At 44.4% G+C, this 24,558-nt stretch carries 20 protein-coding genes and 1 pseudogene; 14 read left to right on the top strand and 7 right to left on the bottom strand.

The features are described from left to right. The first annotated feature begins 330 nt into the window (after positions 1-330). The 7 genes from hisD (at position 331) to hisIE (ending at position 7,111) form a co-directional block, all read left to right on the top strand. Positions 331-1,740 carry a histidinol dehydrogenase gene (gene hisD, locus AC1HCU_RS03025; protein WP_480368893.1) on the top strand — a complete coding sequence of 470 codons (1,410 nt, stop codon included), beginning with the start codon at positions 331-333 and terminating at the stop codon, positions 1,738-1,740. After that, a complete protein-coding gene (hisC, locus tag AC1HCU_RS03020) occupies positions 1,727-2,761 on the top strand; it encodes a histidinol-phosphate transaminase (RefSeq protein WP_480368891.1) in 1,035 nt (344 codons plus the stop codon). The genes hisD and hisC overlap by 14 nt, the downstream gene beginning before the upstream one ends. A 50-nt stretch (positions 2,762-2,811) precedes the next feature. Further along, positions 2,812-3,900, top strand: coding sequence for a bifunctional histidinol-phosphatase/imidazoleglycerol-phosphate dehydratase HisB (hisB, locus tag AC1HCU_RS03015; protein WP_480368889.1), 1,089 nt, complete (start codon positions 2,812-2,814; stop codon positions 3,898-3,900). A 191-nt stretch (positions 3,901-4,091) separates the two neighbouring features. Continuing rightward, positions 4,092-4,673: an imidazole glycerol phosphate synthase subunit HisH gene (gene hisH / locus AC1HCU_RS03010; RefSeq protein ID WP_480371033.1), complete on the top strand. Its 582-nt coding sequence runs from the start codon at positions 4,092-4,094 to the stop codon at positions 4,671-4,673. A 70-nt stretch (positions 4,674-4,743) separates the two neighbouring features. Further along, on the top strand, positions 4,744-5,457 hold the full coding sequence (gene hisA / locus AC1HCU_RS03005) for a 1-(5-phosphoribosyl)-5-[(5-phosphoribosylamino)methylideneamino]imidazole-4-carboxamide isomerase (protein WP_480368887.1): 714 nt from the start codon (positions 4,744-4,746) through the stop codon (positions 5,455-5,457). 267 nt (positions 5,458-5,724) lie between these two features. Further along, the gene (hisF, locus tag AC1HCU_RS03000; protein ID WP_480368883.1) at positions 5,725-6,480 is read left to right on the top strand and encodes an imidazole glycerol phosphate synthase subunit HisF; all 756 of its coding nucleotides are present in this window, start codon (positions 5,725-5,727) and stop codon (positions 6,478-6,480) included. Between the two features lie 43 nt (positions 6,481-6,523). Beyond that, a complete protein-coding gene (gene hisIE, locus AC1HCU_RS02995; protein ID WP_480368880.1) occupies positions 6,524-7,111 on the top strand; it encodes a bifunctional phosphoribosyl-AMP cyclohydrolase/phosphoribosyl-ATP diphosphatase HisIE in 588 nt (195 codons plus the stop codon). Between the two features lie 70 nt (positions 7,112-7,181). Here the strand turns inward: hisIE and AC1HCU_RS02990 are convergent, their stop codons facing one another. The 4 genes from AC1HCU_RS02990 to AC1HCU_RS02975 form a co-directional block, all read right to left on the bottom strand. Beyond that, positions 7,182-8,402 carry a THUMP-like domain-containing protein gene (locus AC1HCU_RS02990; RefSeq protein ID WP_480368877.1) on the bottom strand — a complete coding sequence of 407 codons (1,221 nt, stop codon included), beginning with the start codon at positions 8,400-8,402 and terminating at the stop codon, positions 7,182-7,184. Positions 8,403-8,498: 96 nt separating this feature from the next. Further along, positions 8,499-8,768 (bottom strand): 50S ribosomal protein L27, encoded by a 270-nt coding sequence (gene rpmA / locus AC1HCU_RS02985; RefSeq protein WP_480368875.1) that lies wholly within the window; start codon positions 8,766-8,768, stop codon positions 8,499-8,501. A 20-nt stretch (positions 8,769-8,788) separates the two neighbouring features. Continuing rightward, the gene (gene rplU, locus AC1HCU_RS02980; RefSeq protein ID WP_480368872.1) at positions 8,789-9,100 is read right to left on the bottom strand and encodes a 50S ribosomal protein L21; all 312 of its coding nucleotides are present in this window, start codon (positions 9,098-9,100) and stop codon (positions 8,789-8,791) included. A gap of 118 nt (positions 9,101-9,218) precedes the next feature. Continuing rightward, the gene (locus AC1HCU_RS02975) at positions 9,219-10,721 is read right to left on the bottom strand and encodes an NAD(P)H-hydrate dehydratase (RefSeq protein WP_480368869.1); all 1,503 of its coding nucleotides are present in this window, start codon (positions 10,719-10,721) and stop codon (positions 9,219-9,221) included. 696 nt (positions 10,722-11,417) lie between these two features. Between AC1HCU_RS02975 and AC1HCU_RS02970 the strand changes: the two genes are divergently transcribed. The 7 genes from AC1HCU_RS02970 to AC1HCU_RS02940 all read left to right on the top strand — a co-directional run bounded on the left by AC1HCU_RS02970 (position 11,418) and on the right by AC1HCU_RS02940 (position 22,163). Further along, positions 11,418-11,819, top strand: a complete 402-nt coding sequence (locus tag AC1HCU_RS02970; RefSeq protein ID WP_480368867.1) for a hypothetical protein — start codon at positions 11,418-11,420, stop codon at positions 11,817-11,819. Between the two features lie 13 nt (positions 11,820-11,832). Continuing rightward, positions 11,833-12,708 (top strand): competence protein CoiA, encoded by an 876-nt coding sequence (locus AC1HCU_RS02965; protein ID WP_480368864.1) that lies wholly within the window; start codon positions 11,833-11,835, stop codon positions 12,706-12,708. A gap of 223 nt (positions 12,709-12,931) precedes the next feature. Beyond that, positions 12,932-15,487 carry an AAA family ATPase gene (locus AC1HCU_RS02960; protein WP_480368861.1) on the top strand — a complete coding sequence of 852 codons (2,556 nt, stop codon included), beginning with the start codon at positions 12,932-12,934 and terminating at the stop codon, positions 15,485-15,487. Positions 15,488-15,782: 295 nt separating this feature from the next. Further along, on the top strand, positions 15,783-15,974 hold the full coding sequence (locus tag AC1HCU_RS02955) for a helix-turn-helix transcriptional regulator (RefSeq protein WP_076931931.1): 192 nt from the start codon (positions 15,783-15,785) through the stop codon (positions 15,972-15,974). After that, a complete protein-coding gene (locus AC1HCU_RS02950) occupies positions 15,975-17,960 on the top strand; it encodes a DNA methyltransferase (protein WP_480368856.1) in 1,986 nt (661 codons plus the stop codon). A gap of 4 nt (positions 17,961-17,964) precedes the next feature. After that, on the top strand, positions 17,965-20,550 hold the full coding sequence (locus tag AC1HCU_RS02945; RefSeq protein WP_480368854.1) for a DEAD/DEAH box helicase family protein: 2,586 nt from the start codon (positions 17,965-17,967) through the stop codon (positions 20,548-20,550). A 272-nt stretch (positions 20,551-20,822) separates the two neighbouring features. Continuing rightward, the gene (locus tag AC1HCU_RS02940; protein WP_480368851.1) at positions 20,823-22,163 is read left to right on the top strand and encodes an SIR2 family protein; all 1,341 of its coding nucleotides are present in this window, start codon (positions 20,823-20,825) and stop codon (positions 22,161-22,163) included. Positions 22,164-22,446: 283 nt separating this feature from the next. On the opposite strand, the pseudogene AC1HCU_RS02935 reads toward AC1HCU_RS02940, so the two are convergent. The 3 genes and pseudogenes from AC1HCU_RS02935 to AC1HCU_RS02925 form a co-directional block, all read right to left on the bottom strand. Next, positions 22,447-23,527, bottom strand: a pseudogene (locus AC1HCU_RS02935) (IS91 family transposase). After that, complete coding sequence (locus AC1HCU_RS02930; protein ID WP_480368848.1) at positions 23,524-24,279, bottom strand: tyrosine-type recombinase/integrase; 756 nt, start codon at positions 24,277-24,279, stop codon at positions 23,524-23,526. Before AC1HCU_RS02930 ends, AC1HCU_RS02935 begins: the two are co-directional and overlap by 4 nt. Beyond that, positions 24,242-24,430 carry a hypothetical protein gene (locus tag AC1HCU_RS02925; protein WP_480368845.1) on the bottom strand — a complete coding sequence of 63 codons (189 nt, stop codon included), beginning with the start codon at positions 24,428-24,430 and terminating at the stop codon, positions 24,242-24,244. The genes AC1HCU_RS02930 and AC1HCU_RS02925 overlap by 38 nt, the downstream gene beginning before the upstream one ends. Between the last annotated feature and the right edge of the window lie 128 nt (positions 24,431-24,558).

The following is a 24,558-nucleotide window of genomic DNA, read 5'->3' as shown; positions in this document are numbered from 1 at the left end:
TTTCACTACATCTTAATTGCCGACCCATTGTCGTTTTACAGGCTATCTGATAAGAACTCGCTTCGTTCACTTACGTAGATATTTGCTCGCCATGGCATAATCCAAGCAAGCTTGTCTTCTGCTCATGTAGCTTATCGCAAATATTCAAACAACTTATCAGATTACGCCTGTTGCAACGAATGGGTCTCCGGTAATAAGATGAGGTTTCAAAAAACAAATTCATTTACAGATAAAAACTGAACGCTGAATGCGAATCCTGCAAACGGCTGAATGTATAAATTTTTTACAAAAGAAGCTGAATCCTGATTCCTCACTGCTGAAATTAAAATTATGAAAACAACATCCAACCCCTCTGAATCCAAGTGGAAGAAGCTGGCTGAGCGCCCGATGATCAAACAGCGCAAGCTGATGGACACGGTCGAAAAGATGTTCTACGATATCCACCGCAAGGGAGACAAGGCCGTGCTGGCCTACAGCCGCAAGTTCGACTTTGCCGACCAGGAGATGCTGGCGGTCGCCCCGGAAATCATCGACCAGGCTGCCGCGCAGGTATCCGAACGGTTGAAGCAGGCCATGGCGCTGGCGGCGAAAAACATCGAGGCCTTCCATCGCTCCCAGCAGGAGGAGATACGCAAGGTAGAAACGGCACCCGGTGTGGTCTGCTGGCGTGAAGCCCGCCCCATTGAACGGGTCGGCATCTACGTCCCCGGCGGCACGGCCCCCCTCTTTTCCACGGTGCTGATGCTTGCCATCCCCGCGAAGATAGCCGGCTGCAGCGAAGTGGTGCTCTGCACTCCCCCCGATGAGAAGGGAGAGATTCATCCCGCCATTCTCTATGCCGCCAAAATGACCGGTGTCTCCCGTGTATTTGCGGCCGGCGGCATACAGGCCATCGGCGCCATGACCTTCGGCACGGAGAGCATTCCAAAGGTGGACAAGATCTTCGGTCCCGGCAACCAGTATGTGATGGCTGCCAAACGGTCGGCACAGTTCTACGGGATAGCCATCGACATGCCTGCCGGTCCGAGTGAGGTACTGGTGATTGCCGATCATACCTGCAACCCGGCGTTCGTGGCAGCCGACCTGCTCTCGCAGGCCGAACACGGCCCGGACAGCCAGGTAATCCTGCTCTCCGACAACAAGCAGGTAGTCAGGCAGGTGAACAGGGAGATCGACCTGCAGCTTCCCAACCTGCCAAGGCAGGAGGTGGCCTCAAAGGCACTGAAGAACAGCAAGGCCATCCTTTTCCGCGATCTGGACAGCTGCGTGGCGTTCAGCAACTTCTATGCACCCGAGCACCTGATCCTGGCAACAGAAAATCCGGTGCTGTTGAGCCGGGACGTGGTGAATGCCGGCTCCGTCTTCCTGGGTAACTGGAGCTGCGAGAGCGCAGGCGACTATGCCAGCGGTACCAACCACACACTGCCCACAAGCGGCTATGCCAAAGCCTACAGTGGCGTTTCACTCGACAGCTTCGTGAAGAAGATCACCTTCCAGCAACTAAGCGAGGAGGGCATCCGCCACATCGGTAACGCCGTCGAGATCATGGCCGCGACCGAGCAGCTCGATGCCCACAAAAATGCGGTCACCCTACGACTGGGAGCCGCCACAGCCAGACACCTGGACTCCGGTGCCGGCGACCTCCTCGCGGAAGACCACACTACGGCAATTCAGAACAATAGAGATACAATCAATCCGGAAACAGATACCGAAGCAGCACAACCGAATGAAGAACTTTGATTTGCAATCGTGGGTGCGCCCCAACATCTGGGCGTTGAAACCCTACTCCAGCGCGAGAGACGAATTTTCGGGAGACGAGGGCATCTTTCTTGATGCCAATGAGAACCCCTTTGGCAGGAAGAACCGCTACCCCGACCCGCACCAGCGGGCGCTGAAAAAGGCTCTTTCGGAGCGGAACCATATCCCCGTAGAGCATATCTTTATCGGCAATGGCAGTGATGAGGTGATCGACCTGGTCTACCGCGTCTTCTGCGAGCCTGCAAAAGACCGTGTGATCATCTGCCCGCCCACCTACGGCATGTACGAGGTGTCGGCCCACATCCACAACGTGGAGGTGATCAGGGTGCCGCTCACCGAAGCATTCGAGATGAATATCGATGCAATCCTCGCCCATCCGGCCAAATGCCTGTTTGTCTGTTCACCTAACAACCCGTCCGGAAACCGCCTGCAAAACGTGGAGCGGCTGCTGGAGGAGTTTCAGGGTATCGTGGTGGTGGACGAAGCCTACATCGACTTCTGTGCCGAAAGAAGCTTTACGGCCCTCCTGCCGCAATACCCCAACCTCATCGTGATGCAGACCTTCAGCAAGGCATGGGCCCTGGCCAGTGCCCGCGTGGGGGTAGCCTATGCCAGTACGGAAATTATCGCCCTGATGGACAAAACCAAACCTCCCTACAATGTGAGTCGGTTTAATCAGGAGGAAGCACTCAAAGCTCTCTCCAAGCCGGAGAAACATGCCTACAGGGTAATGACGATCCTTCAGGAACGGGCATTACTGGAAAAAGAGCTGCAGCAGCTGCCAGTGGTGAAACGTATCTATCCCTCCGACGCCAACTTCCTGCTGGTGGAGGTGACCGATGCCGATGCCATCTACCACTACCTGGTATCACAGAAAGTGATCGTCCGCAACCGCCACAGCGTCGTCCGCAACTGCATCCGCATTACGGTGGGCACGGCGGAAGAAAACAAGATCCTGCTGCAGGCGCTCAGGGACTATGGAAACGGAAACGAAAATTTATGAACAAGAATTAATCTGCTTCTTAACAGATTGATACCCACAAGAAACGATACATGAAGAAAGTACTTTTTATCGACCGCGACGGCACGCTGATCATGGAGCCGGAAGATGAACAGATCGACAGCCTGGAGAAGCTGGAATATTACCCCGGTGTCTTCCGCTATCTTTCCCGCATTGCCTCCGAGCTGGAGTATGAGCTGGTGATGGTCACCAACCAGGACGGACTGGGAACGGATTCATTTCCCGAAGATACCTTTTGGCCGGCACAGAACAAGATCATCCGTACCTTCGAAAATGAAGGTGTTCATTTCAGTGAGATCCTGATCGACCGCTCCTTCCCGAAGGATAACCTGCCGACCCGTAAACCGGGTACTGCCATGCTCACCCATTACCTGAAGGGAGGGTATGACCTGGCGAATTCCTATGTGATCGGAGATCGAATAACTGATTTACAACTGGCTGAAAATATGAATTGTAAATCTATATTCTTAAGTAATAATTCACATCCGGAAGCCACACTGAGTACAACTGACTGGGGCGAGATATACCGCTTCCTGAAAGCCGCACCGCGCACAGCCAGGGTACACCGCCAGACCTCTGAAACCGATATTTTCGTGGAGATCAATCTCGACGGCAAAGGAAAGAGCGACATCGCCACCGGCGTGGGCTTCTTCGACCACATGCTAGAACAGATTTCGCGCCATGGGAATATCGACCTGACCGTGCAGGCCAAGGGCGACCTCCATATCGATGAGCATCATACCATCGAAGATGTGGGCATTGCCCTGGGAGAGACTTTTCTGGAGGCCCTCGGTAAAAAGAAGGGAATCACCCGATACGGCTTCCTGCTGCCGATGGACGACTGCCTGGCGCAGGCAGCCATCGACTTCGGCGGCCGTCCCTGGCTTGTCTGGGATGTAGCATTCAAACGGGAGTATATCGGCGACATGCCCACGGAGATGTGCATGCACTTCTTCAAATCATTCAGCGACAATGCCCGCTGTAACCTCAATATCAAAGCGGAGGGCGACAACGAACACCACAAGATCGAGGCCATCTTCAAAGCTTTCGCCCGGGCTATCCGCATGGCGGTAGAACGGGGTGAAGAGGGTGGAATACCCAGTACGAAGGGGGTACTATAGATGATTAGCAGATTGGCAGATTGGCAGATTAGCAGATTGGCAGATTAGCAGATTAGATGATTAGCAGATTAGATGATTAGCAGATTGGCAGATTAGCAGATTAGATGATTAGCAGATTAGATGATTAGCAGATTGGCAGATTGGCAGATTAGCAGATTAGCAAATCATCACATTATCAAATCAACACATCAATTATGATTGCAATTATCAAATACAATGCAGGCAACATCACCTCGGTCGAGCATGCCGTCAAGCGGCTCGGCCTCCCCTGCAGGGTGACCGACGAGATCGACGAGATCCTCTGCGCCGACAAGGTGATATTTCCGGGCGTAGGCGAGGCGAAGTCAGCCATTAAATACCTAAAAGATAGAGAATTGGACGAGGTAATTAAATCGTTACTTCAGCCAGTGCTGGGAATCTGCCTGGGGCTGCAGCTGATGTGCCGCCATTCGGAAGAAGGCGACACCCCCTGCATGGACATCTTTGATGCAGCGGTGAAAAAGTTTCCCGCCCTCGACATCGTCCCGCACATGGGATGGAACAACCTGGAGAAGGTGCATACGCCCCTCTTCCGGGACTTTGCAAAGGAAGATACGGTCTACTTTGTGCACGGCTACTACGCGGAACTTTGTAGGCATACCATTGCCCAATGCGATTACATCCTGCCGTTCAGTGCCGCCATGCGGAAGGATAATTTTTATGCCACGCAGTTTCACCCCGAAAAATCGGGCAGCGTGGGAGAACGAATATTGGCAAATTTCCTGAGATTATGAACCGCCAGTTGCCGGCAAAGTGCCAATAACTGTCCACTTCAATCCCAGTCAATCCATAACAACCTGTCATATGAGAATCATTCCGGCCATCGACATCATCGGAGGCAAGTGCGTCCGCCTCACCAAGGGCGATTACAGCACAAAAAAAATATACAACGAGAACCCGCTGGAGGTAGCAAAGGAATTTGAAGCCCACGGCATCCGCTACCTGCATCTGGTGGACCTCGACGGGGCCAAGTCGCAACACATCGTCAACCACCGTGTCCTGCAGGCCATCACCACGCAGACCACGTTGCAGGTCGACTTTGGCGGAGGCATCAAATCGGACGAAGCGGTGCGGATCGCCTTCGAGAACGGCGCCCGGCAGATTACCGGCGGCAGCGTCGCCTTGCAGCAACCCGACCTGTTCCTGCAGTGGCTGCAGGCGTATGGTGCGGAGAAGATCGTTCTCGGCGCAGACAGCCACCACCGCCGTATCGCCACACAGGGATGGCAACAACAGTCGGAAACGGATGTGGTAGACTTCATCGCCGATTATGCCGGCAAAGGCGTCCGCTACACCATCTGCACCGACATATCGAAGGATGGCATGCTGGAGGGCCCCTCCCTCGATCTCTACAGGGAGATCCTGGAGCAAACCGACCTCCATCTGATTGCCAGCGGCGGCATCACTTCCGTCGACGACCTGCACGCGCTGCAGCAGCTTGGTTGTGAAGGAGCCATCATCGGCAAAGCCATCTATGAAGGAAGAATCAAATTAAGCGATTTACAGGAGTTCTTATAGGTATATTGTTTGAATTATTTTTCTTCACCTGCATCTTGTTTGCCGGCCCGTTACCGCTTTACAGGCTACCTGATAAGAACTCGCTTCGCTCTAACAGCTTATCAGATTACGCCTGTTTCCTCGAACGGGCACCCCGGAAACAAGCTAAGGTTTCAAAAAATCAATTCAAACAAACGAGCATACATATGAATTCCTGGACGCTGTATATACAAAGTTTTCACAAAAAGAGCTGAACGCCGAATGCCGACAGCCGAACGCTAAGAACCTATGCTAAAAAAAAGAATTATTCCCTGCCTCGACATCAAAGACGGACGCACCGTGAAAGGAGTGAACTTCGTCGGACTCCGTGATGCGGGCGACGCCGTAGAACTCGCCAGGCGGTATGTGCTGGAGGGTGCCGACGAACTGGTATTCCTGGATATCACCGCCACGGTAGAGCACAGGAAAACGCTCACGGAGCTCGTAAAAAAAGTAGCCGAAGCCATTAACATCCCCTTTACGGTGGGTGGCGGCATACGCACCCTCGAAGATGCGCAGGCCATCATCAAGGCGGGCGCCGACAAGGTGAGCCTGAACACCTCCGCTGTAGAAAATCCCAAGCTGATCACCGAAATAGCCGGGCAGTTTGGCAGCCAGTGCGTGGTCCTGGCCATCGACACCAAGCTGGAGGAGAATGGCGAGTGGATGGTATACGTCCATGGCGGCCGCACCGCCACCACGCTCCACACGGTCGACTGGGCCCTGGAGGGCGAGCGAAGGGGTGCCGGGGAGATCCTGCTCACCTCCATGAACAACGACGGCACCAAAAACGGCTTTGCCATCGACATCACACGCAGTGTGAGCGAAGCTGTCAACATCCCGGTGATCGCATCGGGTGGCGCAGGCAGCATGCAGCATTTTGCCGAGGTGTTCCAGCAGACCAAAGCCAGTGCGGCACTCGGAGCCACCGTCTTCCATTTTGGCGAGATCCCCGTGCCGGCGCTCAAACAATTTTTAAAAGCACAAGATATTCCCGTGCGATAGTCCACGGGATAAAGAGATAGATCATCAACCAAAAACAAACAAAGTGAACATCGATTTTACAAAAAATGAAGGACTGGTGCCGGTCGTGATCCAGCACGCCCGCACGCTACAGGTACTCATGCTGGGTTACATGAACCGGGAGGCACTGGAAAAGACCCGGGCAGAAGGCAAAGTAACCTTCTTCAGTCGGAGCAAGCAACGACTCTGGACCAAGGGCGAGACGTCGGGTAATTTTCTCACGGTAGAAGAGATACAGGTCGACTGCGACAACGACACGCTGTTGATCAAGGCCGTGCCACAGGGCCCCACCTGCCACACCGGCAGTACCTCCTGTTTCGGGGAGGAGACCGCCCGGGGGTTCCTCTACGAGCTGGAGGGAGTGATCGAGCAGCGCATCAGCGAAAATCCCGAAGGATCCTATACCGCCAAACTATTCAGTCGCGGGGTGAACAAAGTAGCCCAGAAGGTGGGGGAAGAGGCCGTGGAGCTGGTGATTGAAGCGAAGGACGACAACCTCGACCTGTTCAAGAATGAGGCAGCCGACCTGCTATATCATTTCCTGATCCTGTTAAAGACAAAAAAGCTGAAGCTGGAAGACATCGAAGCGATATTGGTCGAAAGACATAAATAGCCGCACACAAACCTGGAAGCAAAACTACTTTTTGTATTCTGAAAAGTACAAATATTCTATAATATTGTATTTAACATAATGCAATATCAGAAACTTTGCGACAGATGATCCACACTTTTCGTTCATCGGAGAGTGTGGTGGCGAAGAGGTAGGTATCGCCCCCCTCAGCCAGACCCGTCCTGCGGCGGATCTCGGCTACCGTCATCGGAAAATTGCGGACAGCGATGTTCGCTTTTTTCGTTTCCCGGGTGAAGGTTTTGCTGTGTTGCCTGTTCGGCACGAAGAAGGAGACCACTTCAAATGCCCGTCCCGGAAAACCGGTCACCCGCTCGTTCGAAGTATACAAGTGGCTGTTGATGTGTAGTTTTTGAAGATTGTAGGATTGGGCCACCCCTTTGAATGCGCCCGCTTTCAGGATCGACGCGTTGGGTTCGTAGAGATAATGCCCCGGAGCATCCGCGAAGGAGATCTCCGTCTGCTGCTCCTGCGCCATGGTAAACGAAAACCGCTCCTCCCCGCCCGACCGCTTCAGGTTCACGGCGACATACTGCGGTGCCTCTCCCGCCGTTTTCGAGAGCAGAAAAAGCAACTCCTTGCATTCATTGTCCACCGACACTACCTGTACCTCGCTTACGTGGCCCAGTGTCTTTACGGCAAGTGCGATGTCGAGTATGGGAGAATACTTGACCATCACGTGCCCCGCCTTCTCCAGCAGCAACCTGTTCATCTCCGTCAGGTCCGGCGTGCAATCTTCAATCCGTACCACCTTCCTGCCTGCCCGATCCCTTCTTGCCGGGTCAAGATAGATCAGGTCGTACGGATCCGCTTTCTGCAGGAACTGCGCCGCACCGGTGCAATGAACCCGGACATGATGCAATTGCAGCACCCCGAAATTGTGCTCCGCAATGCCGCACAGCTCCTCGTTCTGCTCCACGTAATCCGCTTCCCGAAAATCAGGAGACATAAAGGCAAAATCGATCCCCATGCCGCCGGTCAGGTCAGCAAAGCGTTCGCATCCTCCCGGAGAGGATGTCTCCATGATCTCGGGAACCAATGAAGCCTTGTAGCGTGCAGTCAGCTCCGACGAAGCCTGCTCCAGCGAGAGATGCGCCGGATAGAAGATATCCTCCCGCTCATACCACGAAGGGATCTTCAGTCGCGCCATCTGTCGCCCTGCGATCTGTGACAGCAGCAAAGCCATGTCATCCCGCGAAAAGCGAAGTGCCAGTTCACGCACATCCATCTGCCCGTAGGTACGAATAAATTCCTTTTGAGACAATGACAGCTGCATACTAAAAAAAACAACCCACTCGCTACAAGCAGGTTGTCCTTCACTAATAATATTTTATGGTTCAGTCCCTTTGACCGGAACAAAAGACAGTTGTCCTTACGCTTCTGCCTGTGCCTGAGGTTGAACGGATACGTAAGAGCGGTTGTCCCTTCTCTTGCGAAATACCACTACGCCATCGACAAGTGCAAACAGCGTATGATCCTTGCCGATACCTACATTTTCTCCCGGATGGTGTACGGTTCCGCGCTGACGCACGAGAATGTTGCCGGCCTTTGTAGCCTCACCGCCGAATATTTTTACGCCCAATCGTTTACTTTCCGATTCACGGCCGTTTTTCGAACTACCTACTCCTTTTTTATGTGCCATTTTCTTCTATTTTAAACTGATTAAGCCACGATTTCCTTTACCCTCACTTCAGAAAACTGCTGACGGTGACCGTTCAATTTTCTGTAACCTTTCCTTCTCTTCTTTTTGAAGATAAGGACCTTGTCTCCTTTCACATGCGAAAGGACTTCCACCACCACTTTTGCTCCTTCAATCACGGGCGCACCCACGGTGACTGCTCCGTCGTTATCCACGAGCATTACCTTGTCGAATTCCACCTCCGCGCCCTGTTCGGCGTTGATTCTGTGGACAAATAATTTCTGGTCCTGCTCTACTTTAAATTGCTGACCCTGAATATCTACGATGACGTACATATAATTAATAACTAGACGTTACGTGCCTGAGGCGAGCCACTCCCTGCGACTACTTCTTCAGCCTATTGGCAAAATGAGGTGCAAAAATAGACAATTTATTTGTAAAACGCAAAAAGAATCAATTGTTTTTTTCCAGATTCCGATAGGCATTTCCAATATTCTCAATGATATCGGTTGCGATGAATGCGCGGGGATGGATATGTTGCACTGCAATCTCCGCAGTCAGGCCATGCAGGCAGACCCCCATCCTGGCGGCCTGCAGGGGGGCATAACCTTGTGCCAGGAGTGAGGTGATCATGCCCGTCAGCACATCGCCACTGCCGGCTGTTGCCAATGCAGGGGTACCCGTGCTATTCAGGTAGAGGTGCTCCCGATCCATGATCAGCGAGTAGGCCCCTTTCACCACCACGATGAGATCGTACTCACGTGCGAATAGCCTTGCTTTCTGAATCTTTTCATAGTCGTCGCTCCACTCCCCGATCAGTCTTGAAAGCTCCTTCGGATGAGGTGTCAGGATAGTTTTAGCCGGCAGCAGGGAGAGCCATTCCCGGTGTTGTGCCAGGATATTCAGTCCATCCGCATCGATCACCAGTGGCGCGTTGTTTCTCTTCAGGAAGCCGTGCAGCGCCAGTTGTGTCTCTTCGTGCTGTCCCATCCCCACCCCAATGCCTATTGCATCCGGATGCAGGTCGTACAGGATGGAGGTCAGGTGCGTTTCCCCACCATCGGCAATCGCCATCGCCTCCGGGAAGTTCGATTGGATGACCGTCACTCCGCATTTGGGCAGGCAGGCCGTAACCAGTCCGCACCCAGTTTTCAGGGCAGCCTTTGCCGCCAGGCAGACCGATCCCGTCTTTCCCAGGCTCCCGCCGATAATCAGTGCATGTCCTTCCGTTCCTTTGTGCGCAAATTTGGGAAGCGGCTTCAGGAGGGCTTTTATCCTTTCCTTTTCGGTAAGGCTGACATCACTTTCCGCTTCCCCGATGGCCTCCTTGTCCAATCCGATGGGCACAATCGTCACGTTGCCCGTGTAGGCTTGATTCTCGGGAAGGTAAAGCGCCAGCTTCGGTATCTGGAACGTAATGGTTTCGGTCGCATGTACCGCAAACGGAGTACGTCGGTCGAGGAAAAGGCCGCTCGGCACATCGATACAGATGATTGGCTTCCCGCTTTCGTTGATACGCTGAATCACGGCTGCCGCCACCCCGCTCACCTCACGCGAGAGACCCGTTCCGAAGATCCCGTCGATCACCAGATCAAACTGCGACAGATCGGGGATCTCCTTTTCAACCAGTATCTTTTTGTGGAACACATTGTCCGCTTTGAGGCGGCGCAGGTTATGGGCCGTATCTTCGGTATAGTGCTGACTGTACTCCACGATGAAGGCCTTTACGTTGTAACCCGACTTGTGCAGGAGGCGGGCAATCATCAGTCCGTCTCCCCCGTTGTTGCCCACACCCGCAAAGACAGACAGGGAAAGCCGCTTGTTTGGATACTTTTCTGTAAACCAATTATAGAAGGCCGTCGCTGCCCGCTTCATCAGCTCGAGTGACGGAATTCCCTCCCGTTTAATTGTTTCGGCATCAATTCTCCTGATCTGCTCCGAGGTAAGAATCTTCATCTGGTTTTGTCTTTTTTTACCATTATCACGCGAAGTTACACAATTTTATCACGATAATCATCCATTAAAAACCAATAAATCAACTTATCCTCCCATTTTTATTCCAATTGTCTTCCTACATAAAAACGATGTTACTCCCTCTATTTGTCATTCCGGCAAACTTTTATTCCCATCCCAAACAATGTGCCCTCATCCTAAACAAAAGGACCTGCTCTGACCGTTTCGATCCTGCTTTTTCTACTATTTTACTGCATTCTCGCAATTTACTTATATTTCCGAAGGCACTTTAGGATTATTTAACGTCAATTTCGAAAAAGATGGGTTGGAAGAGAAAAAGATATCAAAATATTAACTAAACTTGCATTCCATAATTCTATTCAAGACAACAGACTGATAGTTTATGTGATACCAGTTGTATACATGACTTTTCATTCACACCGAAGCAAACTTCGTGAATAGAGCAAACCTTCGTAAACTGATTATTATATTATTTAAAATACGCATCATTAGACACTCATAAACAAGCACATACATATTTAATTCAAAGGAAACAGAAAATTGATTTACGCAAGTTATAAATGCAGCATTTACGAATGTTGGATTTAATTGCGTAAATAACACGTTAGTGGCAAGCAGTAGGACAGACAGTGCTACTGAATAAAAAATCCATCCGAAACAACATAAAATGATTTGAAAATGAAAAAATATTATTGTTCTATTATTGTTGCATTTTTTTGTAGTGCGTGTTTTGTTGGTTGTGCAGTATATTCGACTGCAACTACAAATAAATGGTTAGAATACGAATTACCACCTTCTAAAGTAGTAAAAAATGGTTCTACAATTTTTGAAGGAAAGTTGTCCGATGGTTCTATGTTTTCTGTATTTTATGACAACGAAATTGATAATGATGGAGAATATTATTATGCTATGTTAATGCAAGATTTGGGTTGGAGAAGAAATGGTGATACATGGTCAGCTCCACAGGGTTCTCGTAGTACAAAAAGAGGTTATATTTACATTAACCCTAATAGACGGGTAGCGGTTTATTTTTATCCAGAAAGACATTTTAATGCTTTTAAGGTAAACATTGAAAAGTGAGGAAATATAGTATATGCACTTTGCACTAATAAATAATAATCGTGTAGAAGCCCAACCACAACTTAAAGGATTATGTTCTTGTTGTGCGAAGCCAGTTATTGCGAAATGTGGCACACGAAAAATTTGGCATTGGGCACATAAAAACAAAACAGAGTGTGATAATTGGTGGGAACCGGAAACAGAATGGCATCGTGCTTGGAAAAATAATTACCCAGCCGAGTGGCAGGAAATACCCTTGTTCAATGAAAGAACATCTGAAAAACATATTGCAGATGTCCGCACTTCTCACAATCTTGTTATAGAGTTCCAACATTCACATATTGAACCACAAGAACGAACCTCACGAGAACAGTTTTATAAAAATATGGTTTGGGTCGTTGACGGTACACGCCTAAAAAGAGATTATCCTCGTTTTCTTAAAGGTAAAAAGAACTGTTTTGAAAATACAATTTTTTATGACACAGACAATCCTAAAATATTTCAAGTTGACCTTATAGATTGGTGTTTCCCAACCGCTTGGCTTGAAAGTTCTGTGCCAGTTCTCTTTGATTTTAGAGGAGATGGTAAAATGGACGACCCCGAAGGTTTACGAAATACTCTTTACTGTTTATTTCCACAAATCGGAAGATATGCAAGAGTTGTAGAAATATCACGAACGGCTTTTATAAATACTACCACTAATGGAGAATGGGCATTACGAGTTCAAGAATTTATAAATGACTATAGCGAACAAGATAAAATAGAACAACAAAAACAGCAACAAACAATATCCCATACATCAAATAAAGTGACATATACTTGGAGAGGAATTCCACTTATTGGTGGCTACCGTGAATACAAAAGACGTCTTTGGACACAGAACAAATCTAATCGTAAAGGCAGACGATAATATAATGATATACGACATTCACATAACAAGTGAAAATTGCCAGCCACTAACAAGGTATTGCCAAAAGCAGGGGTGAACGGCTTCGATTGGACATTTGTGCAAGGTTCAACATTCGTACTTCGATTGAACTTTAGTGCTAAAAATCCCCGCCTTCGGCAATACCCAAAACGTTGTGCGACATGCTAAAACGAATACAGACACCATTATAATTGACTGAATAAAAATGGCATCAACAACTCCAAATAGAAAAGCAATTGTAGATTTCCTCTGGGAATGGACAGAAAATCATGCTGATTGGAGCAAACTCCTTATCAGCAAAATTGTAACGACAGAAAGTTCCCTTTCAACAACTGACAGAGAAACAGTTTTCAATTACTTTCTCCAATCAATCAATCTTCATACAGGTTTGCCTGCCTTGACAGTTACAAAACCAACTTACATACCAACAGAAAAGATGATTGAACTCGTTTCGCTTTCTGCAATTACAGGAGTAAATCGACTTGCAAAAAATCAGACCGTCAACTTTGCAAAGAACATCACAGTCATTTACGGAGAAAACGGAACAGGCAAAACAGGCTACAGCAGAGTCCTGAAAACACTTGGTTTTAGTTACGACAACAACAAGACAATTCTTTCAAATGTCTACGAAGCATCCGAACCACAGTCAGCAATAATCAATTTCAAATCAAACGGGACTCCTCAAACTTTTACATGGAACGGAGCAAACAACGATTCCGAACTTGAAAATATTTCTGTTTTCAATAGCAGTTGTGTTCAGTTCTCAATAAGCGACAGAAGTTTAATTGTTTCTCCAATCGGTTTTCATTTTTTTCACCTTGTAAGTGCTGAACTGAATGCACTCAATCAATTGTTGCAAAAAAAAATTGCAACACATCCAACAACATTGCTTTGGCTTGACAACCTGACACCAGGAACACCACTGCACACTTTCATTTCAACACTTTCTGCAATTTCAACCGAACAAAAACTAACCGAGCTTTCTGAATACACACCTGCACATGGGAAAGCACTTTCGCTAAAGGAAACCGAACTTGCTTCTTTGAATAAGGCATTGCTTCAATCTCAGATTCAAACATTGAGTAGTCAGATTGCAGAACTTGATTCAATCATTGGAAAAATTGAGACAGCTAAAACACAACTCAATGATGCAAACTGGCAAGCACTTCTTGCAATAAACAAGCAGATTTCCGATTTAGAAAGCAAAACGCAAACAGGATTAAAAGACATAGCCGATGAAAGAGGAATTGAATTTTATCAAACACCCGAGTTCAACTCCTTTATTCAGGCAGCAGAAAGTTACATCAAAATAATTGACAAGCCTGATTATCCACAAGAAGGCGACACTTGCGTTTACTGTTTGCAACCGCTTGATGATTCAGCAAAAGAATTATTGAAAAGTTACAGAACACTTCTAAACGATAAGACACAAGAAAACCTTGCGGCATTAAAAAAGAACAAGGTAGGGTTGATTCAACTTGTTTCTCAAGTTGATACCAACCTTACTTTCCACCAAAACACTTTCGGCACAAATGAAAACCAAGCACCAGTTCAGCCGAAAGAAATTACCGATTACAATGCCAATTTGGATTCCTTAAAAACAACTTTCACCACAAATATAATTGCACAGGGTTCAACATTCACTTTTGATTATCAAACTGCGATTAAATTCCTAACTGATAAGCGAACAGCAGTCAATAACTCCTTAACTCAAAAATCAGAAGCATTTGCAAACCTTGCAACACTGGAAGCAACTTTGAAAAAAGAAATTGCAGAATTGAAAGACAGAAAATTTATTTCAGGGAAAGTTGCAGAAGTAAGAACGGCAATCGCAAATCACAAGGTTGTCAATACTCTTAATGCCAATTCATCCAGTTTCAATACAAATTCAATCAGCCGTAAAACTTCATCCGCAAGAGAAGAATTAGTGAGGCAGGACTTTGAAGATAAATTCAAGAAGGAACTAATTGCTTTACGAAAACCGCATTTGAAAGTTGATTTAAATTTTGGAACTGACCGAGGCAATTCAGTAGTTTATCAAAAAATTAGCAGCCATGCTTTGGCAGATATTTTAAGTGAAGGAGAACAAAAAGCAATTGCCTTAGCTGAATTTCTTACCGAATTGCAACTTGACAATACAAAAGCCCCTATAGTTTTTGACGACCCAGTAAATTCACTTGACCACAAAATTATTGATGAGGTAGTTAAACGCCTTATTGAATTGTCAAAGCAGCGCCAAGTTATTGTTTTTACCCATAGCATTCTGATGCTTCATAGTTTTATTCAGCAGTCCGAACTTGAGCATCACAGGCAAGCAGGCGTTTCATTCTTATTTCATAGAGTTAAAGAAAATTTTGGAATAACAGGAATCTTGGACGAGGTTGAAGAAGTTAACTCTTATTCATACTACATTAAAAAACTAAATCTTGTACTTCAAACAAAACCCGACGGACAAGACGAAGCAAAACTGGCTGCGGAAGGATATGGACATTTACGTTCAGCAATTGAAATAACTGTTGAAGACGATTTATTTAGAAAAACTATTAAGCGTTATAAGATAGGAGTAGCATTTCCTTCTCTACTACGTGTGGACGGAAGCAAAATTGATGCTTATAAAGGAAAGTTGAATGATATATATGAAAAGTGCTGTGTTTCTATTGCCGGTCATAGCAGCCCTGAAGAAATTCATACGACACCAACTATTGAGGAATTAAAAACGGACTTTGAAGAATTTAAAAAGATAAGAAGCCAATTTACATGACATGGGATTGAAACAGAAGCACGAACGCACAACAAAGTGTATATGCCATAAGGGTTTTAGAGAATATTCAAGTATTGTAGCCCACTCAAACTTTCTTGTAGGTGGACAAGAAACTGCCCCGTAATCCCTTACGGCACATACACTCAACCGTTGTGCGGCATACAAAAAAAGCCAACGCTGAAAAACCAAAAGAGCTTGCCCTTTTCCAACCCACGACAAGACAATGAATAATTGCACTGAAAAATAGTGAACTTTTACTATCTTTGACACCGAATAAACAAAACTTAGGTTTCAAATGAACCGAATAAAAGAAGTTTTAAAAGACAAAGGGATTTCGCAGGCTTGGCTTGCCAAACAAACGGGAAAAAGCTACAACACGATTAACGAATATGCTCGTAATGTGAGACAACCGAGTTTGGAAGACTTGTACACCATTGCGGAAATTTTAAATGTGAAAGTCAAAGATTTATTAACTGAAAGAAGATAAATGAAATTATATACAACATTAGAGCAACAACTCAAAAAAGAGCCCAACTTCGTTACAGACAACGGAGAACTGAAAAAATGGGTGGTATTGAACAAAGCACAAAATTTTGACGAAGAATTGATTGGACTGTTGCTTGACAACGCAGACCTGAAAGAGAAGTTTTTTGTAAACGTGAAAGGCACATTGGTTTTTAACCAAAACTTGTTTGTGCAGTTTTTGGAACAAAAAAACTATCTGAACGACAGCTACACCCAATTCAAAAACAAAGTTGGACTGACCATTGACGGCAAATACCTGAAACAACGCAACGAAGTGGCATTGGTTTGGCCATTTAAAGACTGCATTTTGGAAGGCGGACAAAGCCGTGAAGAAGACAAACGAGAAGAAATATTCTTTAATGAAATTTTGGCACAAGATGAAATAACCCAACTTTTAGAGCCAAAAGTTTTAACCAATGTAAAACGCTTAGACAAAGACGGAGAAAAACCACTTGACCAATTTAACCGAAACGAAAACGGCACGATTACCGATAACCTAATTATTAAAGGGAACAACCTTTTAGCCTTGCACACACTAAAAGAAGAATTTGCAGGAAAAATAAAACTGATTTATATAGACCCGCCATTTAATACAGGAAGTGATAGCTTCAGGTATAATGATTCATTCAATCAATCTTCATGGCTGACATTTATGAAGAACAGACTGGAAGTATCAAAACAACTGTTGAGCAAAGAAGGTGTAATCTATATTCATATTGATGACAATGAAGCTGGCTATCTCAAGGTTCTTTGTGATGACGTATTTGGTAAAGAAAATTTTGTAAACGAAATTATTGTTACCACTAATAAGCCTTTTGGTTTTAAAGGAACCTCTGATAGTTTATTTAAGCAGGCAAATCATATTTACCTATATGCGAAAAATAAACAAGCAATTACATTAAATAGAGTTTGGATAGAAAGGGATTACGATACTGCTTACAATATGGTGTTCAATGATTTTGACAAACCAGAAAATGAATGGACTTGGGAAAGTATTGATATAGCAACTGCAAAATCTTTAGGGTTTGAGAATAAAGCAAAGGCACTTGAGCATATTTCAAAAGCAGAATTTGAAGATAAGATTGCACTTTTTGCATTAAATAATGCGGAAAGAGTTTTTCAAACAGCTGGTGTTTCAGGTGGAGCATTTATAAAACGAAAAAAAACAATTGAAAAATCAGCAAAAGTTAGAGATAGGTTGTTTCGCCACCCTAACGATGATATGGATTACATTTTCCTAAAAGGTCGAAGGGTAATTTTCTATAAAGAAAGATTAATTGAACTTAATGGTGCTAAAATACCTGGCGAATTAATTACAGATACTTGGACTGACATTGCAATTGAAGGAATAGCAAAAGAAGGAAACGTTGATTTTAGCCGTGGTAAAAAGCCCGAAAAATTGATTTCACGGATACTTGAACTCTCAAGTAATGAAAATGACATTGTCTTAGACTTTTTTGCAGGTAGTGGGACTACTGGAGCAGTCGCACATAAAATGAAAAGACAATACATTTTGTGCGAGCAAATGGATTATGTAGAAGAATTACCAATAAATCGTATAAAGGGCGTTATAGATGGAGACCAGTCAGGTATTTCAAAATCTGTCAATTGGCAAGGCGGTGGCTCATTCATTTATCTTGAATTAAAAAAATATAACCAATCGTTTATTGAGCAGATTGAAGAAGCCAAAGACACCAAAGCACTTTTGCAGATTTGGGAGCAGATGAAAGCCAAAAGTTTCCTGAATTACAATGTGGACATTAAGAAGCAGGACGAGCATTTGGAAGAATTTAAAGCATTAGCCCTTGCGGAGCAGAAACAACACCTTTGCGAGCTACTGGACAAAAACCAATTGTATGTAAATCTTTCTTCGCTCAATGATTCCGATTTTTCTTGCAGCGATGAAGAAAAGAAAGTAACCCAAGACTTTTATCAAACAAAGAAATAAGCAAATGGCATTTTTACACGAAATATTCAATAATCCATTTGCTAAACGAGCCTTAGCACAAGTTGATTTACCCAATTGGATTAGTGATAATTTAAAACCCGGATTTGGTCAAAGACCATATCAGATTGAAGCATTCAAAAGATATATATACTTAGACCAAGAAGATTTAGAAGAAAAACCAAAAAGACCATATCATTTGCTTTACAATATGGCAACGGGAAGTGGAAAGACACTGATTATGGCAGGTTTGATGTTGCACCTTTACCAAAAAGGCTATCGCAACTTTTTGTTTTTTGTAAACAGCAACAATATCATTCAAAAAACCAAAGACAATTTTCTCAATCCGCAGGCTTCAAAATACTTGTTTAACCACAAAATTGTGATTGAAGGCAAAGAAGTGCTAATCAAAGAGATTGAAAATTTTGATGAAGCCGACAATCAGAATATCAATTTGAAGTTTACCACTATTCAACAACTGCATATTGACCTTAACAACACCAAGGAAAATAGCGTAACCTACGAAGATTTTAAGGACAAGAAATTAGTGTTAATAGCTGACGAAGCACACCATTTGGTGGCAGGAACAAAATCGGGTAATCTATTTGGTAGTTGGGAAGATACAGTAAAGAAAATTCACGATTCAAACTTTGAAAATGTCTTATTAGAGTTCACAGCAACAATTGACACAGATACAGCAGAACTCGTGAAACACTATCAAGACAAAGTAATTTTCAAATACGACCTTGCTCAATTTCGTATAGACAAGTACTCTAAAGAAATCAACCTAATTCGTTCCTTGTATGATGAGCAAGAGAGAATCATTCAGGCTTTGATTTTGAATTTGTATCGTCAAGAATTAGCATCTTCAAACAATATTAATTTAAAGCCAGTAATTCTTTTCAAAGCCAAAAGGACAATCAAAGAATCAGAGCAAAACAAAGAGAACTTTCACAAACTGATTGATGATTTTTCGGTGGCAATGGTGACCAAAATTCAAAAGACTTCTACAGTTCCAATTGTTCAAAAGGCTTTCCGATTTTTTGAAGTCAAAGGCATTTCAGCCAATGAAATAGTTAAACGCATTCAAGCCAATTTTAGATTTGAAAATTGCCTAAGTGCCAACAATGATGCAGAAGCCGAACAGAATCAAATTTTGCTCAACACTTTGGAAGATGAAAACAATCCAATCCGAGCCGTTTTTGCCGTTCAGAAACTGAATGAAGGTTGGGATGTTTTGAATTTGTTTGACATTGTTCGTCTTTACGAAGACCGAGACGGAAAAGACGGAAAGCCAGGAAAAACCACACTTTCGGAAGCTCAATTAATTGGTCGTGGTGCAAGGTATTATCCTTTTGCATTGGAAGAAGGGCAAGACAAGTTTACCCGAAAATTTGATGATGATATTTCCAACGACTTAAAAACGTTGGAAGAACTGTATTATCATACCAAAGAAGATAGCCGATATATTTCAGAATTGAAGAAAGCCCTTGTGGATTCGGGTATTTATGAAGATGATGCTAATTTGGTTCAGCTCAATTTATTCTTAAAGCCTGATTTTAAGAAAACAGATTTTTACAAAGACGGACACGTTTTCTTCAATAAGAAAGTGCCAAAGAGTTTTGACAACATTAAATCGTTTGCAGACTTAGGCGTAAAGAAAACCAACTACCGACACACTTTATCTTCGGGAGTTGGCAGAATGTCGAGTGCCTTTTTTGAAATGGAGCCGACCCAATCGAATGATGAAGTAATTAAAACTAAAGATGTTCTTTTAGCGAAAGACGAAAATAGACCAGAAAAGGATTTTATACCAAATCATATAATCCGTTTTGCATTGAGCCAAAACCCGTTTTTCTATTTCGACAGTTTATCGCATTACTTCCCAAGCGTTGATTCGCTTTCAAACTTCATTGATAGCACCGATTTTTTAGCAGGGTTGGAAATCACATTTAGCGGAACACCTAACCGACTAAAAGAAATTAGCCATTTCGACTATTTGCAAGCCTTAAACGGACTTTTGCAAAGCATTGAAGCAGACATAAAGAGCAACTCGACAGAATACGAAGGTTCAGACTATATCAAAGAACCAATTCACAAAGTTTTCAAAGACAAAGAAATCAAGGTTTACAAAGACAGCGAAAGAGCAGACGGACAAGAAACATTGGTAGCCAACGAGCCTTGGTATGTTTACAATGCCAACTATGGAACAAGTGAAGAAAAGAAATTTGTAGAACTGTTTTCAAGACGATTTGAAGGACTGAATCAGAAGTTTGAAAACATTTACCTAATCCGAAACGAAAGAGAAATTAAAATCTTCGACAAACTTGGACGAGCATTTGAGCCAGACTTTTTATTGTTCTGCAAACAGCGTGACGGAGAACAAATGACTTTTCAAGTTTTCATAGAGCCAAAAGGAGAGCATTTAAAAGGATACGACAAATGGAAAGAAGACTTTTTGACTGAAATCAAAGCAGAACAAAAGACAATCAAAATCCATACAGACACTTATTTGATAACAGCCGTTCCTTTCTACAACTACAACAACGAAAATGAATTTAAGACAACATTAGAAAACACATTAAACGAATAGAAATGCCAACGCTAAACGCCATACACATTTGCAATTCGCACCAGCCAAAGCTGCAATCAAAAATTGCAAAAGAGTATGTCTTTGCCAACGCTGACAGACGACCGAAAAAAAAGTACGACCGCACAACAATGGCTATACGTAATGCGGGCAAAAGTGCTAATATGGAAGTAATTACATTAAATAAACTTTACGGTAGACGGACAGTGAAGAGCCTTGAAATCCTGCACTACGCATAGCCGAGACCGTTTCCAGCAATTTAAAGATCCTGCAAAATGACAGAACCAAGAGAATTATGTGATTGTTGTAAAAACAAACTTCCCTTTGATTTGCCGACTGAAATTATAGAAGCAATCAAGGAGAAACGATTAGTAGTGTTTGCAGGTGCAGGAATAAGTACAGAAGCCAAAGATATATTCATTGATAGTTTGTATGATGAGTTCAGGTATGATTTAAAATTGGATGATAACGAATTCCCTGAGTTTCCAGATTTAATTAGCGCATATTGCCAACTACCAGAAGGAAGAAAGAAGTTTTTACAGAAAGTGAAATTCCGGTTCGATTATGTGCAACAATTCAGAGAACTATATAGAAGAGCTAGTCATTTCCATGAGCATCTTGCTCCAATTCATCAGATTGATACAATAATCACGACAAATTGGGACGACTATTTTGAAAAAGTATGCGGTGCAATTCCAATTGTTACACCAGAAGATTTTGCCTTTTTTGATTTTCCAGGAAGAAAAGTTTTTAAGATACACGGTTCCATAAATAATATTGGATCTATAATTGCATCAAAAGAAGACTACGACAAATGCTACAAGAGTTTATCTAAGGGTATTATTGGGAGCTATTTAAAAATGTTGCTTGCAACAAAGGTTGTTTTATTTATAGGTTATTCATTCCGAGACTTTGATTTTGTTCGGATTTATAACTTCATTAAAAAGGAAATGAAAGAATTGCTACCTCATTCGTATTTTGTTACACTAGACAACAATGTGAAGGAGAGACTAAATAGTGATAAGATTAGCATCATAAAAACAGATGGATGCTTTTTTATGGAAACCCTTAAAAACAAACTCATTGAGGATAAACTACTTATAGATAATGAAAGATTAGGTATCGTTTATACATTTTCAGATATAATTAAAACTATTCATCACACGTATATTCCAGAAACTGTCAATTATGTCAAGAGTCCTCAACTAATCTATAATACTTTTTACCAAGATGGTTTTATCCATGCACTGGATTTTCTAATCTTCCGTGCTGATAGCGGAGTAATATTTGATGAGCATTTTATGTCCCATACATTCCATAATTATGAAAGATTAAAGAAAGAGAAAATAAAGAATAAGGTGTACCATGATATAGCATATATTGATGGGTATCTAAATGGCTTGTTTGTAATTATGGTCGATGAAGTTGGTTTGGAAAAACCACCTTTTTTCTATTTTTACGGTTACGGTGAAGTGTTTGAAAAAGAAGATTTTGAGAAATTGATTCCAGAATCAAAAGATTTTCACAAGACAGCTACAAAATGGGCAACTAGATACGTTAAAGAAATAATGAAAAACAACAATGAGATTGCTATACACCATACTCCATTCTTATAAAAAACTGCTGGCAATAAATAGGACTCTGAGCGGTCGGCACGACCCAGCGATGAGTCGGTGTTGAACTACACCCACCGTTATTCTGTGCTATGTACTTAATGAAGGTTTTTGTTTTTCTGAAGGAAAAATAGACAAGCGATCTTTTACATTTTGCAGGTTTTTGTGCTTTCCGGTATAGGTTTTTCGGATGAATCAGGCTTAATAGAAGGTTCTGTGATCGCTTATTCTTAACAAGATGACATACCCTGCCCTGTGCTCCTTTAGGCGCATTCGGGTCTGATAGTTAAAGTTGGGGATCAGTCTGTATGAAAGTGGCTCCTGGAGGAGAACGTATGGGTGGCAGTTTTCTGATTCTAATCATTTGACCCGTTTTACAGACCGGACAATGACAAGGATTGATACTTGATTCCCAGATTCCGTTTCACCGTGTGGTTGTAGATACCGTAACGTCGGATCTTTACAAATCTGCGTGGGAGTATGTGCAGGGCAAATCTGCGCAGGAATTCAGCACCACCGAGAGTGATGTACTTTTTAGCCGCTCCCTGTCGGTAATCTTTGGCAATGAAGGTCACTTTTTCATCAGTGACATTCACGATACGCTGGTTAGTGATGGCGACCCGATGAGTATATTGCCCCAGGTATCTCACCACATGTTCGGCACTTGCCATCGAGGGCTGACAATGAACCACCCAGGGAGTGCCATATGCACGCTGAACCTGATCATTGAAGAGTATCAACTGGTTTTGTTCGCGCAAGGCACGTTTGAGGCTGTCCAGGAACTTGGATTTAAACGCACTGCTCATCTGACGAACAGGATAAAGGAACTTCCCCCCATGACCGATATTTTTCCATCGGCCATCCAGGGAGTATCCGGCAGCCGGAACGGGACAATGGATATGCGGATGAAGTGAGAGATTCTGCCCCCATGTGTGAAGTACGGCTATCGCTCCGGTTTCCACACCATAATGCGAGTATCCAAAGCTGTTCAGGGTATGCCACACGGCTGAAAAAAGCAGGTTGTAGAACATCCTTCCATTATGCAGGCAAGGGACATTTAAATGGTCGGGCACAGTGAAAACGATATGATAATGCTTCACGGGCAGTGTGCCTTGCACCAGCCCGTCAATCCGGAAGGCTTGTCTGGCTGCCTGGCATTTTGGACAATGCCTGTCGCCACAACTGTTATAGCTATAACGGATTGTGCCGCAGTTGTCACATGCTTCCCCGTGTCCGCCAAGCGTAGCGGTTCTGCAGAGTGCAATTTTAGCAAACACCCTTTGTTGCAGGGGAGTAAGCTTTCCACGGTCCCGCAGAGAGGGAGCGAACCGATGAACCACATCGGCCAGTTCAAACCTTGTTCTCATTTTTTGGTGAAGTTGTACAGGGAATCGAGTGGACTGTGTGGTTTAATGAGGGGACATTGAGCTACGTGAAGATAAATCATGGTGGTGGTGATATCGGCATGGCCGAGTAACTCTTTCAGGGTAAGGATGTTCAGCCCCTGTTCAAGCAGGTGGGTGGCATACGAGTGCCGCAGTGAATGGAGATTCACCTCTTTTGTGATGGATGTCTTTTTGAGGTTCTCACGCATCACCCGGGAGAGCCCGCGCACGCTGTATCGACCATCAGGTTCTTTTCCGTTGAACAACCAGATATGAGGGTTTTCGGATTTGAGGTACTTTTTTAGACCAATGGCCATGCTGCCGGCCAATGGAACAACGCGATCTTTCTTGTACTTGCTCTGACGAATATGTATGGTTTTACGATCAAAGTCGATATCGGAGATCTTCAGGTTAATTACCTCCTGTCCTCTCAATCCGGCCGAATAAATCAATGTGAGTACTATCCGTTGTTTGAGCAGTGTAGGTGCCGCGAACAACTCTTTCAGTTCTTGCCGGTTCAGTATCACGGGCAGCTTCGAATCTTTTTTAAGTGAAGGCAGAGCGATGGCTTCGCGGTTCATACCCGACAAGCGATAATAATAGCGCAACCCGTACACCATATGTTTAAAACTGCTTCGCGAGGGAGATCGGGGATCACGCGCCAATGCGGCCAGGTATTCATTGATCTCTTCGGGATCAATCTTCTGGGGGCAGCTTACCAAAATGAATGACAAAAAGGGCAATCCGGCGGATGTAGTTTTGTAAGGTACTCCGACTCTGCCCCCGTAACGTGACCTGTTGTTCCAGTTTGTGGACAACCATCTTAAACTCGGGAACAAGCACAATGGCCTGCTCGACAAAAGTAAAACCTGATTTCTTTCTCATATTCGGACATTTTTTGTGGTGAAAAATCTTCGAATATATAAAGAATCAGGTACTTTTGTCAAATGCTACCCGCGTATGCGGGTTTAGTTCAACACATGGTATAGCGCATGCGGGATTCAGTGGTTTAA

It is taken from the genome of Proteiniphilum sp. LBM24028 (genome assembly GCF_056629195.1).
This window is presented reverse-complemented; position numbering and strand designations above follow the sequence as displayed.